The sequence below is a fragment of the Rhizobium sp. BK602 genome, assembly GCF_014195095.1.
In the GTDB taxonomy this organism is placed as follows: domain Bacteria; phylum Pseudomonadota; class Alphaproteobacteria; order Rhizobiales; family Rhizobiaceae; genus Rhizobium.
Genome location: NZ_JACIBC010000005.1, coordinates 50052 through 64873, shown reverse-complemented (window position 1 = coordinate 64873; position 14822 = coordinate 50052). Strand labels below are relative to the sequence as shown.

The 14822-nt window shown below is 61.7% G+C and carries 12 protein-coding genes; 5 read left to right on the top strand and 7 right to left on the bottom strand.

All coding sequences use genetic code 11. The annotated features are described in order from the left end of the window. Positions 1 to 317 precede the first annotated feature (317 nt). On the bottom strand, positions 318 to 2474 hold the full coding sequence (locus tag FHX11_RS16965; RefSeq protein WP_184358836.1) for an acetate--CoA ligase family protein: 2157 nt from the start codon (positions 2472 to 2474) through the stop codon (positions 318 to 320). Positions 2475 to 2487: 13 nt separating this feature from the next. Continuing rightward, positions 2488 to 3327 carry a p-hydroxycinnamoyl CoA hydratase/lyase gene (locus FHX11_RS16960; protein ID WP_184358835.1) on the bottom strand — a complete coding sequence of 280 codons (840 nt, stop codon included), beginning with the start codon at positions 3325 to 3327 and terminating at the stop codon, positions 2488 to 2490. Positions 3328 to 3648: 321 nt separating this feature from the next. Here FHX11_RS16960 and FHX11_RS16955 point away from each other — a divergent pair, with 321 nt between their 5' ends. Then, complete coding sequence (locus FHX11_RS16955; protein WP_184358834.1) at positions 3649 to 4137, top strand: MarR family transcriptional regulator; 489 nt, start codon at positions 3649 to 3651, stop codon at positions 4135 to 4137. A gap of 70 nt (positions 4138 to 4207) precedes the next feature. On the opposite strand, the gene FHX11_RS16950 is transcribed toward FHX11_RS16955, so the two are convergent. From FHX11_RS16950 to FHX11_RS16935, 4 genes are all read right to left on the bottom strand, one after another. Beyond that, the gene (locus FHX11_RS16950) at positions 4208 to 5194 is read right to left on the bottom strand and encodes a PDR/VanB family oxidoreductase (RefSeq protein ID WP_184358833.1); all 987 of its coding nucleotides are present in this window, start codon (positions 5192 to 5194) and stop codon (positions 4208 to 4210) included. Positions 5195 to 5273: 79 nt separating this feature from the next. Further along, positions 5274 to 6017 (bottom strand): GntR family transcriptional regulator, encoded by a 744-nt coding sequence (locus tag FHX11_RS16945; RefSeq protein WP_184358832.1) that lies wholly within the window; start codon positions 6015 to 6017, stop codon positions 5274 to 5276. 3 nt (positions 6018 to 6020) lie between these two features. Beyond that, the gene (locus FHX11_RS16940; RefSeq protein WP_184358831.1) at positions 6021 to 7082 is read right to left on the bottom strand and encodes an aromatic ring-hydroxylating dioxygenase subunit alpha; all 1062 of its coding nucleotides are present in this window, start codon (positions 7080 to 7082) and stop codon (positions 6021 to 6023) included. A 122-nt stretch (positions 7083 to 7204) separates the two neighbouring features. Then, a complete protein-coding gene (locus FHX11_RS16935; RefSeq protein WP_184358830.1) occupies positions 7205 to 8992 on the bottom strand; it encodes a sigma-54-dependent Fis family transcriptional regulator in 1788 nt (595 codons plus the stop codon). 322 nt (positions 8993 to 9314) lie between these two features. Here FHX11_RS16935 and FHX11_RS16930 point away from each other — a divergent pair, with 322 nt between their 5' ends. Beyond that, entirely contained in the window at positions 9315 to 10787 is a 1473-nt protein-coding gene (locus FHX11_RS16930; protein ID WP_184358829.1) for a benzaldehyde dehydrogenase, read from the top strand. Between the two features lie 86 nt (positions 10788 to 10873). Beyond that, the gene (locus tag FHX11_RS16925; RefSeq protein ID WP_184358828.1) at positions 10874 to 11641 is read left to right on the top strand and encodes a coniferyl-alcohol dehydrogenase; all 768 of its coding nucleotides are present in this window, start codon (positions 10874 to 10876) and stop codon (positions 11639 to 11641) included. A 121-nt stretch (positions 11642 to 11762) separates the two neighbouring features. Here FHX11_RS16925 and FHX11_RS16920 read toward each other — a convergent pair whose 3' ends face one another. Further along, positions 11763 to 12173, bottom strand: a complete 411-nt coding sequence (locus FHX11_RS16920) for a MarR family transcriptional regulator (RefSeq protein WP_184358827.1) — start codon at positions 12171 to 12173, stop codon at positions 11763 to 11765. 291 nt (positions 12174 to 12464) lie between these two features. On the opposite strand from FHX11_RS16920, the gene FHX11_RS16915 reads away from it, so the two are divergent. Together FHX11_RS16915 and FHX11_RS16910 are read left to right on the top strand one after the other, a co-directional pair. After that, positions 12465 to 13514, top strand: coding sequence for a substrate-binding domain-containing protein (locus tag FHX11_RS16915; protein ID WP_184358826.1), 1050 nt, complete (start codon positions 12465 to 12467; stop codon positions 13512 to 13514). Positions 13515 to 13582: 68 nt separating this feature from the next. After that, a complete protein-coding gene (locus FHX11_RS16910) occupies positions 13583 to 14821 on the top strand; it encodes an ABC transporter substrate-binding protein (protein WP_184358825.1) in 1239 nt (412 codons plus the stop codon). Position 14822 lies beyond the last annotated feature (1 nt).

The window sequence follows — 14822 nt, the reverse complement described above, 5'->3', positions numbered from 1 at the left end:
TTTAAGGTGTTTCTGGTGTGGTTATTCAACCTACGGCAAGAATAACCGGGCTGGAGACGCAATAGAGCGCGAGCTTCATTCCTGAAATACAATAGGGATGGTCGATATTACAATGTTGAAACGACCGCGCGGAAAAATGTCGGGTATTTAGACTGATTGCGAGGGAACCCACCTATTTCAGCGACGTCTTCAAGAAAAAAACCGGCTTCTCTCCCCGCGACCTATTGCGATTTCGCCAGACGGAACGAGCTATCGGAAAACCAGCCAAGTTATACAGACCGGCCGTGATCAGATTTCGAACGAGCAGGCTTTGCAGCTCAGGCTTGGCTGAGCTCGGGTGCGGTCAGCATCAAGGCATCCAGTGCCACCGCACCTTCGCCGTCGGGATAGATCACGACAGGATTGAGGTCTATTTCCCGGATCGCCGGTTCAGCCAGCAGCAGTCGGCCGAGCGTGGCGATGATGCGGGCGGCGGCGCTCACGTCAAGCGCCGGCGCGCCGCGGAAACCGCGCAGCAAGGGCGCGTTCTTCAGCCGATATAGTTCGCGGATGATGGCGTCATCGGGCAGATCGGGCGTCAGAATACGGACATCTCCGAGGATCTCCGCCGTAACGCCGCCGAAACCCGCGAGGATCACAGGCCCCCAATCCGGATCGTTGCGCGCGCCGATGATCAGTTCGATGCCGCGTTTGCCCATGGCTTCGACCAGCACGCCGTCCAGGGCTAGGCCTGGGCGATGACGCGCGACGTCGGCGTGCAGCTCTGCCCAGCCCTCCTTGAGGCTGGCTGCGTCCACCAATCCGACAACGACGCCGCCCGCATCGCTCTTGTGGCTGAGATCGGGCGATTGTGCCTTCAGCACCACCGGATACCCAATCGCGGCTGCTGCGGCGAGGGCTTGTTCAAGGGTCGTTGCCAGGCGGCCTTCAGGAAAGGGAATTCCGAGTGGCGCCAGGATTTGCTTGGCCCGATATTCGGGAATGACCCCTCCTTGCGGGGGAAGACCGGCAATCGCGATCGGAGCTGCGGTGCGGGTGGTGATGTCGCGAGCCGCGAATTCGTCGATGCGCTTCAGCGCTCGGAAGGCGCGTTCGGTCGATGGGAAATAGACGATGCCGAGCGCACGCAATTGCGCGATATAGTCCGCCGGGATGGGGGCTCCCTCATCGAGCCCGGCAAAGATCAGCGGTTTTGCCGGCTTGCGCTCGCGCACCGCTTTCAGGATTGGCGGCAGTTTGATGGCTGACGTCACCGGATCGGTCTGGATGATGCAGGCGACAATGCTGGCAAAACGGGTATCGTCGAAGAGGGCGGTTAGCGTTCTGTCGTAAAGGTCCGGCTCGACAAGGCCCTGTGCGGTCAGATCCAGCGGATTGCTGACGCCGACGAAGGGTGGCAGGACGGCGCGCAGCGCTGGCGCGGTCTCATCGTTGATCGGAGGAAGGTCGAGCCCCAGTTCTTCGCACAGGTCGAGTGTCAGCGCCTTGAATGCACCGGATTCGCCAAGCACAGCGGGGCCTCCGGCGGGAAGTACGGGGCAGCGCAGGGCGATTTCGGCGATATCGCCGAGTTCCTCAAGTGTCTCGGCCAGAATGACGCCAGCACGCGCGACCTTGGCGCGCATGACCTGATAGTCGCCGGCCATGGCGCCGGTGTGGGTTGCGGCGGAATCACGTGCCGCGCTGCTCCGGCCGGGATGAAGAAGGACGATCCGCTTTCCCCTAGCATATGCCTTGCGTGCCGCCGCAAGGAAGCGGGCGGGCTTGCGGAACTGTTCGACGATCATCGCGATGACCCGGGTGGCGGCGTCCTCCACGAGAAATTCTACATAGTCTTCGACGCCGCTTGCGGCTTCATTGCCGGTCGAAATGGAATAGGAAAGGCCCAGATCGCGGCTGGCGAAGGTCACGCCGAGGACGGCAGCCATGGCACCGCTCTGCGACACGATCGCAATGCCCGGACCGGCGCCCAGTTCCTCTGAGGCGGTTTCGATGAAGGTCAGGGGGATGCGGTCAACATGGTTGACCATGCCGAGGCAGTTCGGCCCCTCGATCACCATTCCCACTTCGGCTGCTATGCGGGTGATCTCGCGTTGATCGGCCAATCCTTCCTCGCCACCCTCGGCAAAGCCCGCCGAAAAGATGACGGCCGCGCCGACGCGGCGGCGGGCGAGCGCCTCGATGGAGGGAAGTACGGCTGCGCGCGGAACGGCCAGAACCGCCGCATCCACCCCGTCCGGCAGGTCGTCGATCGAGGCGAGGCAGGGCCGTCCGCCGATCTCGGTCCGTTTGGGGTTTATGAGGTGAATGGCGCCGGCGTAGCCGCAGCGATCGAGGTTCGAGAGCACCGAGGCGCCAAGCGCGCCGGGCTTGTCGGAGGCGCCGACGATCGCCACCGATCTCGGGCGTAGCAACCGTTCCATCGAACTGTTGGGGAGAAGCGATGGGTGCGCGCTAGTGGTCTCGAGCGTCATGATAGGGCACTCCTCAGGCCTGATGCTTGGACTTGTCATAGGCGCCAAGACCGGGCTTGTAGGTCTTGTCGTCGATGAACTGCTTGATACCTTCCTTGCGTCCCTCGTTGTCATAGCTGTTGGCCGCTTCCTGGGCGCGGACGAGGTAGTCCTCGGCATTGTCGTAGGTCATCTCCCGCACGCGGCGAATGGCGTCCTTGGTGGCCTTGAGCGCGACGGGGTTCTTCTGCAGCAGGATATTGGCAACATCGGTCACCCGTGCCTTCAACTGCGCCAGCGGAAGGGACTCGTTGACGAAGCCCCATTCGGCCGCCTTCCTGCCGTCGATGTTCTCGCCGGTCAGCGCGTGATACATGGCGTTGCGGAAGGATGTCAGTTCGGTCGCTACTTTGGCGGCGCCGCCGCCGGGCAGAATGCCCCAGTTGATCTCGCTCAGCCCGAATTTGGCCTCATCGGCGGCAAAGGCGAGGTCGCAGGCGAAAAGAGGTCCGTAACCGCCGCCGAAGCACCAGCCGTTCACCATGGCGATGGTCGGTTTCTGATACCAGCGCAACCGGCGCCACCAGCCGTAGCTCTCACGCTGTGCCTTTCGCGTACCCTGAAGACCGCGGGCCTCGGTCTCGCGGAAATATTCCTTGAGATCCATGCCCGCTGACCAGGCCGTCCCTTCGCCGGACAGAACCAGGACACCGACATCGGTCCGAAACTCAAGCTCGTCCAGAACCTCCATCATGCGCCGGTTGAGCGTGGGGCTCATGGCATTGCGTTTCTCCGGGCGGTTGAAGCTGACCCAGGCGATGCCGGCTTCAACGGTAAAAGCAACGGTGTCTTTTTCGGAATGTTCTGTCGTCATGATGGTGTCCTTCTTGCCGTTCGGGCCTGCATAAGGGGGAGCAGATCGCAAGGAGGCGACCTGCATCGAATAGGATAGGCTTCACCGGGCCGATGGGCCGCAGTGCAATCGAAATGAAATGCCTCTCATCGCAACCGGCGCGAATGCGCGGCTAACGACGAGCGGGGAGAGCGATTGCGTCGTCGGTCAACGGATCGCGGCGTTCCTGCCGATAGTCTTCAAAAGAAATTCCTCCAGTACCGGTATATGGTCTCCTCACCGGTAATGTTATGTCTCATAGCATTGTTTGATTGTTATGCGCAATAGCATTATAGGCGGAATATGGATATCGACGCCCGCACATCGAAATTGAGCGATCCGCTCGAGACCCTGCTTGGCTATCAGCTGAGAAGGGCATCCAATGTGATGATGGCTGACCTGGGCTCAAGGCTTCAGACAATCGAGCTCAGGCCGGTCGAAGCGTCCATTCTGACGCTGATCGATGCCAATCCCGGCTGTACCCAGAGCGATCTCGGACGTAGCCTCGGCATCCAGCGCGCCAACATGGTTCCCCTGATGCTCGGGCTGACCAAGGCCGGGCTTGTCGACCGGGCGCCGGTCGGCGGCCGATCGCAGGCTCTTCGCCTGACGAGGAGCGGCATGGAGAGGGTAGAGATGGTGCATGCCATCATCGGCGCACACGAGGCGCGGTTTCTGCGCCTTTTCGCGCCGGAACTGCGGGAGGCTGCGTTGGACGTCCTGCGCAGCATCCGGCAGGAGGGCGAGGGCGCTCCACGCCAGGATAACCCGGAGCTCCCGATCGGCGATTGACCGGCGGAAGCCATGACAGCTCGCCTCCGCTGCACTATTTGGACTGCGCGTCTTTCCGGACAGGCGTGGATTATTCTGCTGCCGTGAGGTCGGGCCGATAGCCGGTATCGATGACGATCCGTCCGCCACAGGCTCGCGAAACGCAGGCGCACATGCGTGAATTTTCCTGCCGCTCGATTTCGGAAAAGAAAACATCGCGGTGGTCGATCACCCCATCCGCTTCCACGATGTTGACGGCACAGAGTCCGCATTCGCCGCGGCGACAATCGAAAACCATGTCGATGCCGGCCTCCACCAACACGCCGAGCATGGACTGGTCGGCCCGAACCCGAACACGGGCACCGAGCTCAGCGACTTCGACATCGAAGGCCTGCTCCGCAAAGCGACCGTTATCGCCGAAGACCTCGTAGCGCAGGCGGCTCATCGATCGTCCGCTTTTCTGCCAAGCCTGCCGCGCCGCCTCCAGAAGGCCGAGCGGGCCGCAGATATACGCCTCGCCATCCGGCGGCAGGGCTGCAAATTCGGTGTCGAGATCGAGAGCCTCGCCGTCATCCTGAGCAAAGATCTGCAGCCGGTCGCCAAGCAGCGCGGTAAGCTCGTCGAGGAAAGCCATCTGCTGACGGCTCTTGGCGGCATAGGCCAGCCGGAGCGTCTGCCCGCGCGAGGCGAGGGTTCTCGCCATGCCATAGATCGGGGTAATCCCGATGCCGCCGGCAATCAGGAGATAGCGAGAGGCGCGCCAGGAAAGCTCGAACCGGTTCTCGGGCTCGGTCAGTTCTGTCTCGTCTCCCGGCTGTAGCTGCCAGATGAAGACCGAGCCCCCACGGCTGTTTGGGTGACGCTTCGCGGCGATGGAGAGCGTGCCCGGCGGTCCGGGCAGAACGGTATAGGTGCGGATCGCCGGTTCGCCGTTGATCCGAACCTTGATATTGGTGTGCGAACCAGGATCGAAGCTGGCGGATAGGCCTTCGACGGCGAAGGTTACCGCCCGCACATCCTCGGCAATCGTCCGCGCCTCAACGACCCGTGCCCTGCGCCACTCCAGTCTGGACCGCATATTTTCCTCCCTTTGATGAATCTCGATGATCTGCCGGTTATCGGCTGCAAAGGCCCGCTCCCGACGGGCCTCTTCCGCTTCAGCCGGCCATCAGCGTGAGCGCCAGCACCTTGCTGCGCAGGTCTGGTTGTTCTTCCGTGACGAAATCCAGGTTCTGACGTGCCAGCCGCGCATGTTCACGCGCCAGCGCTTCTGCGCGCGCGCCCTCGCGCAGTTCGATCGCTGAAATGATCGCCCTGTGCTGCGTCTGGGCGACCACCAGCGTGCGTTGAAAGGCCGGCACATCCGCTTCCGTATTGACGAATGCATTGGGGCTGGCAAATGGCAGGCTGGTGATCCGCTCGATCTCGCGGCTCAGGACCTCGCTACCGCACAGGGCTGCGAGTTGGCGGTGGAAACGTTCGTTCAGCATTTCGTAGAGCCCGAAATCCATCGCGCCCGGCCCGGGCTCCACCACCCGGTCGAGATCTGCTACCACGTCCGAAATCGCCTTCAGCTTTACCGGCGATACGCCGCGCTCAGCCGCCAGCCGGGCGGCAGTGCCTTCGAGAACGCCGCGAAGCTCTATGGCGTCGATCACGTCCTGGCGGCTGAAACTGCGAACCGCATAGCCGCCCGAGGGGATCATGACGACCAGCCCCTCCTGTTCCAGCTTTTGCAGGGCGGCACGCAGCGGGGTGCGAGATACCTTGAGCCGAGCGGCGAGTGCTACCTCCGAGAGCCGCTCTCCGGGCAGTACCTCGCCTTTGAGCACGAGGTCCCGAAGGCCGGTCAGGGCCTTTGCCGTCTGCTGTTTGGGGGCGCCGTCCCGTTCTGCCGCCATGCTCTACTCCGCCGCCACCGCTGTGGTGTTTTCTTCTGGATTGATTTCCTGGTCGATCATCCGGTCGATAAGCTTGCGAGCCCACATCGTGCCGGCATCGATGTTGAGGTTATAGAACTGATGATCGGGATTGGCTTCGATCGCGATCTGCTGTGCTTGAAGCACCGCCTCGTCCTCGCGGAAGACGCCAGCGACACCCTCGCGCAGTTCGTGCGTCCGCGCCTGGTTGTGCAGGTCGTAGTTCCGGGCGAAGGCCCAGAAATATAGACAGGTGTTGTCCGTCGATGGCGTGATCGTGTTCAGGACGTAGCCGTTGACGCCTTGCGAGCGGTCGCCTTGGGGCGCGCCGGTGCCCGCCGCCGCGACACCGACATCGATGGTAACCGTACAGGGAGCCTCGAAGCGGATGATCTGCCAGCGGTCCACCTTGCCCGGCTTGCCATACTGCTTGCGCCAGAAGGGCGGCGGGTCGATGTCATGCATCCACCGGGTCACAAAGGCGAAGCGATCGGAATGGCTGGCTTCGAAGGGCGATTCCGCCACGGCACGGTCGCCGATCGAGGAGCCGTGCACGAAGGTTTCGTGGGTGAGATCCATCAGGTTGTCGACGACCAGGCGATAATCGCATTTCACCTCGATCAGCTTGCCGTCAGCGGCCCAATCGGGATCGTCGTTCCAATGCATGTCGGGGATCAGCGCCGGGTCGGCGAGTGCCGGATCGCCCGGCCAGATCCAGACGAAGCGGTGCTTTTCGGCGACCGGATAGGATTTGACGCAGGCCGATGGATTGATGGTGTCCTGTGATGGCATGTATACACAGCGGCCGGTCTCGTCATATTCAAGGCCGTGATAGCCGCATACCACATTGTCGCCATCGAGCCGACCGAAGGAGAGCGGCACCAGCCTGTGCCAACAGGCGTCCGCCAAGGCTGCGGGCGTGCCGTTTTCCTTGCGATAGAGCACGATTGGCTTGTTGCAGATGGTGCGTGGCAGCAGCGCGCGCTTCAGCTCCACATCGTAGGCGGCGGCATACCAGGCATTCAGGGGAAAGGTTGGTCGCTTCATCTCATCTGTCCTCCTCAGATGGCTTAAGAAGCGCATGATGTATACATTATGTCAAGATAGAGAGTGAATATCCGAAAATATGACGTTTGTGACGATATTTATCTGATCGCTGTATACAGTCATCAATTCACAAGACCAAGCTTCTTCAGCCTGTATTCCAGCTTGGGGCGGGTAAGGCCAAGGTTGCGGGCGGCGGCCGAGACATTGCCGGCGGCGGCCCGCAGCGCTTCCCGGTAGAGCGATCCCTCGGCGGCGGCAAGGTCGCCAGGCGAGGCGATAGGGCCAGCATGCGAGACGACGCTGGGTATATCCTTCGGCTTTATCCGCCCATCCCGGTTCAGCGTCTGCGGAAACATCGGGGAGGCTTCGCCGCCGGTGAAGAGGTGCTGCATATCGATCAGGCCCCCGGGCTCGGCAAAAATCACGCCGCGTTCGATCAGGTTCTGCAGTTCACGGATATTGCCCGGGAAGTCATAGGCCAAAAGCGCATCGATCGCTCGTCGCGACAGGCCGATGACATCGCGGCGGTGGCGTTCGCGGAAAATGCGCAGGAAATGGTCGATCAGCATCGGAATGTCATCGCGTCTGTCGCGCAGCGGGGGAATGACGATCGGAAAGACGCAGAGGCGGAAATAGAGGTCCTGCCGAAACCGTCCGGCACGCACTTCGCCTTCAAGATCGACATTGGATGCCGCCACCACCCGCACGTCGGCCGGAATGGTGCGGATGCCGCCGACCCGCTCGATCTGCCGTTCCTGGACGGCGCGGAGCAGCTTTCCCTGCGCGGCATAGGCGAGCGAGGCTATCTCGTCGAGGAATATGGTGCCGCCCGCAGCACGCTCAAAATATCCCGGCCGGGATGCGATCGCGCCGGTATAGGCTCCCTTCTCGACGCCGAACAGCTCCGATTCCACCAGGTTTTCGGGGATCGCAGCGCAGTTGATCGGCACGAACGGGCCATTGGCTCGGCTGCTCAACTGGTGAAGCTGCCGCGAGAACAGTTCCTTGCCAACGCCGGATTCGCCGATCAGCAGCACGGTGGCTTCGGTATCGGCGACCTTTTCCACCATCAGCCGCGCCCGCAGGAAGCTTGCCGATACGCCAATGACCTGGCTGGAGCCGGTGATATCGGGCGGACCGGCTTTCGCTGGCGGCTCGGTTGGCTGCAATGCCGGCTCCGCGTGGCGGCGAGCGCTGCGGCGGGACCTTGGCCATTCAAGCCCGAGGTAAGCGCGTTCCGGCGCGTCATCGCCCCATTCCTCGGCATTCTGACCCACCACGCGGCAATGGGGCGCACCCATGCCGGCGCACTCGACTTCGCGAAAGATGACGGGGCGTCCGAAGAGCGTGCTGGTATAGCCGCTGGGATAACCCGTCTGCATCCAGCAGACCGGCGCGCTGGCAAGGCCATGATGGGCGATGTGTTCGGCGGCTTCGGAGGAATCGTGCCAGTCGAACTCGCCGAAATAGGTGCCTCGGGCGCTGTCGAATTCGAAATGGCGGGTGGTGACCTTGACGAAGCCCTCGAGGGTGTGGACCCGCGGCCCAGCCGCCAGCGCATGGGTCAGATCCTCGTTCGGAAACCGCTTCTGGATCAACTCCGCATCGCGCACGCCCTGCATGTAGCCGACGCGCATGAACATGGCCGTGGCGGTTTCGACCCCGAAAGCCTCGATGATCTCCTGCCGCAGCCGGCCCAGAACCTTGGATTGCATCAACACCATGCGCTGATCGTTCAGCCAGATGCGGCCGTCCCCGAGCGCGAAATGAAGGGCCTCGGTCAATTCGGTCAATGTCGGGGATGCGCCGGTGTCGAGCTCGCTATATGCGCCGCGCGACAGCATCTTGCCGGTCCGTTTGGATGCGTCGGCCAGGGAGATCAGGTGTGGCGGGACTCTGCGCTTCGGCATGATCATCTTTCATGAAATTCTGAAAATAATGAAATTATTTATCATTTGATGAATTTCGGCAAGCCATTTTCCGAAGCGGTTTTGAACTCCCGATCCCCTGAAAATCAAGTTGGTGCAAGCGTTTATCTGCCGTCGCCGTCATCCGGCTCGGCAGAAATGAAAACTGGCACGCACCTTGCTGCGGAAGGAGCGGCCGCTTGAGGAGCAGCGGCCGGGAGGATTGCAGCATTACCATAGCAGACGTCGGTCGAACCGCGCGGACCGTGCAATGGTGAAGCGATGCCTTTCTCTCATGACACGGGGATATGAGGAGGCCCACAGCATGAACATCCATACCCATAATTTCATCGATGCCGAGCGCTGGACCGGCCGCGCCTTCTTCGGCGGCTGGGATCGAACCGAGGCAGGGACGATCAATGTCACTGATCCAGCCAACGGAACGGTTCTCGCCTCCGTCGGGCTTGGCGGGCCAGCCGATATCGCTCGCGCCGCCGCCGAGGCCCGCGCGGCCCAGAAAGCCTGGGCAAGAATGCTCGGCGCGGAGCGTGCGCGTATCCTCAACAAGGCGGCGGACTTGCTGGAGGCAAACGGCACGGAGCTCGCCCAGTGGATCATGAAGGAATCGGGCTCGATCCATCAGAAGGCGATGATCGAGATCGAGCACGGAGCGCTCTTCATTCGCCATGCGGCAACACTCGCGACGGCTCCGTCCGGCATGTTCCTTCCCGGCATGGATGATCGCGAAAATTATGCCCGGCGGGTGCCGCATGGCGTCGTCGGTGTCATCTCGCCGTTCAATTTTCCGCTGGTGCTTTCGGTTCGCTCCATTGCCGCGGCGCTGGCGGTCGGCAACGCGGTGGTGCACAAGCCCGATCCACGCACGCCGATCTCGGGCGGCATCATTATTTCCCGCATTTTCGAGGAGGCTGGCCTGCCGGCGGGCGTTCTGCAGATCGTGCCCGGCGGCGCCGACGCCGGCGAAGCCCTCTGCAGCGATCCGAACGTGGCGATGATCTCGTTCACGGGCTCCGCACGCGGCGGTGCCAAGGTTGGCGAGATCGCCGGCAGGAACCTGAAGCGCGTCCAGCTCGAGCTCGGCGGCAAGAACGCGCTGATCATTCTTGACGATGCCGATCCCGACGTCGCGGCCTCCAATGCGGCCTGGGGTGCGTTCCTTCACCAGGGTCAGATTTGCATGGCAACCGGCCTGGTTCTTATCGACGAGAAAATCGAACAGGCGGTGGCTGAGCGGCTGGTCGCAAAGGCCGCGCACCTGCCCGTTGGCGATCCTTCGAGCAACCAGGTGGCGCTGGGGCCGATTATTTCGGACGCCCAGGCGGCGGCGATCCAGGCGATCGTCGACGATGCCGTCGCAAAAGGCGCCCGACTGCTCGTCGGCGGCCGCGGCGAAGGGCGTTTCTATCCGGCAACCGTCCTTTCCGGTGTCACGCCCGGCATGCTCGCCTTCGAGGAGGAGATCTTCGGTCCTGTCGCCTGCATCGTCTCTTTCCGCAGTGACGAAGAGGCGATAGCGCTTGCCAACCGATCCGATTACGGCCTCGCCGCCGGGGTCATTTCCGCCGACGTTGGCCGGGCGATGGCCGTCGGACAAGAGCTTGAGGTCGGCCAGTTGCACATCAACGACCAGACGGTCAATGGCGGGCCATATGCCCCCTTCGGCGGCCGCGGCAAATCGGGTAACGGCACGCGGGTGGGTGGTCCGGCGGATATCGAGGAATTCACCCAGTGGCAGTGGGTTTCGGTCAAAAGCGCCGCAACGCCCTATCCGTTCTGATCCGTCCGCTTTTTTCATTTTCCCGATCCAGCCCGGACCGCTTCGCGGCATGTGGCTCGACGTCTTTTGGAACAAGGATAATCCCCATGAACTTTCACGGAAAAACAATCGTCGTTACCGGCGCATCGTCCGGCATTGGGGGCGAAGTCGCCCGCCTGGCGCGCTTTCACGGCGCGCATGTCGTCGGCCTGGATCGGAACGATCCGATGCTGACGCTTGACGGCTTCGTCAAGGCCGACCTGAGCGATCCCGCCGCAATCGACACCGCCGTCCGCTCGCTTCCCGGGCAGGTCGATGCGCTGATCAACGCGGCGGGCGTGCCCGGAACCGCCGATCGGGCCCTTGTTGCGAAAGTCAATTACCTCGGGCTTCGCCACCTTACCGAAGCGCTGGTGGCGCGCATGCCCAAGGGGGCATCGATCGTCAACTTCGCCTCCATTCTCGGCGCCGAGTGGCCTAAACGTGTCGAGGCTCATGATGCGCTCGCCGCGACGAAGACTTTCGCCGACGGACTGGCTTGGCTGAACGACAACCCGGTCGCACAGGAGACCTGCTATCAGTATTTCAAGGAGGCGCTGATTGTCTGGACGCGCGCGCGTAGTTCCGATCTGTTCATGCGGCACGACATCCGCATGAATTCGGTGGCGCCGGGGCCGGTGTTCACGCCGATCCTCGGCGATTTCGTCGCCATGCTGGGTGAAGAACGGGTGCAGCGCGACGCGGGCCTGATGAAGCGTCCTGCCTTTGCCGACGAGATTGCCGGACCAACCTTATTTCTCTGCTCAGATGCCGCCCGCTGGGTGGTCGGCGTCAACCTGGCGGTCGATGGCGGCCTCGCCGCGGCGGCTCTCTGATCGATCCAAGTCTTCGGTTCTTGGTCGCCCAAAAACCAATCAGAAGCCTATCCAAATCGAAGGACCTGGCTGCGGTTCGCATTCCTTCGAGGGCAGGCAAGGGCGAACACGCGACCGGATATTACTGGTCAAGTTTTTCAAACACTTCGTAAAGGAGGTTAGACAGGTCTCTAGCCTCCTTCTGACCCAATATGTCCATCACGTCTTGTTGGGCCTTAACGCTGAGCCCCTGCAGTTTCAAAAAAATGTCCTTACCCTTATTCGAGCGGAATATGAGGACTTTACGCCGATCCTTCGCATCGGGAGCGCGATAGACATCTGAAGATGCGACCATCTTGTCGATGATTTTGGTGAGTGTCGGCGAGTCGACGAAGACCTTCGCCGCCAGTTCTCCCATGGATATGCCGTCATGCTCGTCGAGAGCTTCGAGAATCCGATATTGTTCTATCGAAAGACCTAGAGGCCTCAGGTGGGCTTCCATGGCCTGTTCGAGCTTGCGGTTGACACCGCAGATGAGGCGCGACAGTTGCACTTGGTGGTCTCCTCATGTGCGTATCTTCATTTTCAATATTTTCCTTTCCATATAAATTTTCAAACCGGAATGATCAAGCTCGGACAGTCCTGCATTCGTGCTCAACAACTGAGCATCGGGTCCTGTCATTTTTTATGCACAATCGGCGCGGCCGCCTTTCAAGTGGCCAAAAGAGGCGACTTGCGGTGATCGATGACCTTTCGAAGGGCATCAATGGCCTGTCGAGGGGGTTGGCATGTTTCCTGCTTTCATAACTCTCTGGCGAAGCGAAGAAGATGAAAGGCAACGGTCTTGTTCACGATTCGGCTTGGTCTGCTTACTCCACAAAGTGGATCGGCGGGGCTGTGGGCGCCGTCCGCCGAAGCTTGCGGCCGTCTGGCGGTTGACGAGATCAACCGTGCGAGCGGGATCTTGCGCCGGCCGGTCGAGCTTTCGATCATCGACGCCGGACCGACGAGCAAGACGGCCGGCCGCGCTGCCGCGCACGCGATCCGCTTTGATGGCATTCACGGAATCATCGGGATGTTGCCGAGCTATGCGCGCGAAGCCGTCGCCGCCGCGACCGACGACAAGGTGCCGTTCGTCTATACGCCGCAATTCGAAGGTTTCGCGCCGGAGCGGCAGGTCATGACCACCGGAGAGACGGCCGACGAACTCCTGGCGCCGGCAATCAACTGGCTTTCGGAGAAAATCGGGGCTCGCCGCTATTTTCTCTGCGGCAATGACTATGTCTGGCCGCGCTCGAGCCTGTCCATCGCGCGGAAACTGATCCAGCGTGCCGGCGGCATCGTCACGGGGGAGGGCTTCGTTCCCGTCGGCGTGCTCGACTATGATGAAATCCTCGATCGCATCAAGACGACGCGCGCGGATGTCGTCCTGCCCTATTTCCTGGGCTCCGACGCCATTGTCTTCAACCGGGCCTTTTGCGCGGCGGGCCTGAGTTCCAGTGTCCTGCGCTTCACCTCGGCAATCGACGAGACGATCGTCTATGGCCTTGCGCCGCACGAGACGGAAAATCTCTACGTCAGCTCGGCTTATTTTTCATCGATCAGATCCCGCAACAACGGGGCGTTTCTGGAGCGCTACCACATGGCCTATGGCGAAAACCCGCCGCCGGCCAATGCCTTCGGACAATCCTGCTACGAAGGCATCTATTCCCTGGCCGCCCTTGTCGAGGAAGCCGGCAGCTTCGATGCCCGACAGCTCGGGCGCCTCTATGGCCGCATCCTGCAGCAGCGCACCGCTCGTGGCAGCGATCCCCAGGCGGTGGTCGGCGGGCGCCATCCCGTGCATGTCGCGCGGCTGGACGGCTACGATTTCAGAATTCTCACCGGCGCATAAAATAACTTGATTTTTCAAATATTGCGGATTTAAGTATCCCCATTGCAAGCAACAAGGGGAACTTTTCAATGCACCTGTCTCGCCGCCGCTTCCTGCATCGCTCCGCGCTCGCCTCCGCCACGCTCCTCACCGCCCCGATGATCCTCCGCCATTCGGCGCTGGGCGCGGACAACCCCATTCTGATCGGCAGCCTGCACGACCAGTCCGGCCCGATCGCGGCATCCGGCGTGCCGATGGTGCATGCGCTTCAATTGGCGGTCGACGAGATGAACGCGGCAGGCGGCCTTATCGGCCGGCCGGTGAAGGTCGTGCATTACGACACGCAATCGAACATCCAGATGTATTCGCAATATGCGCAGCAGCTGGCCCTGAAGGACAAGGTCGCCGTCGTTCACGGCGGGATCACCTCGGCGTCGCGCGAAGCCGTGCGTCCGACCTTCGACCGCTTCAAGGTGCTCTATTTCTACAATGTGCTCTATGAAGGCGGCGTCTGCGACCGCAATACGTTCTGCACGGGCACGACGCCGGCGCAGACCGTCGAGAAACTGGTGCCAGCCGCCATGAAAAAGGCCGGCAAGAAGGCCTATATCATCGCCGCCGACTATAATTACGGTCAGATCACCGCCAAGTGGATGACCAAATATGTCAAGGACAATGGCGGCGAGGTTGCCTCGATCGACTTCTTCCCGCTCGACGTCACCAATTTCGGCCCGACCATCTCGAAGATCCAGGCGGCCAAGCCGGATCTCATCCTGTCGGCGCTCGTGGGCGGCAACCACACCGCCTTTTATCGGCAGTGGACCTCGGCCGGAATGAAGGGGCAGATCCCGATCGCCTCCACTACCTTCGGCCTTGTCAACGAGCCGACGACGCTGGATGCGGCGGAAAGCGAGAACATCCTGGGCGCCTACGGCTATTTCGAGGAGCTGGATACGCCCGCAAGCAAAAGCTTCGTCGAGAAGATCAAGAAGGCGCATCCCGATACGCCCTATATCAGTGAACTTGCCGCGGCCACCTATGAAGGGGTGCAGCTTTGGGCCGAAGGCGTGCGCAAGGCCGGCAGCATCGACCGCGCCAAGGTCATCGATGCGCTGGAATCGGGCCTTTCCTTCGCCGGGCCGACCGGCACCGCCACCCTCGATCACGCGACGCATCACACCACGCGCAATGCCTTCCTGGCAGAGGTCAAGGATCGTAAGTGGAGCGTTCTCGAGAGTTTCCCCGACGTCAAGCCGCTCGACACTGCGGGCGTTTGCGATCTGGTGAAGAACCCCGCCGACAACAAGCAATACGTCATCAGCTTCTAAA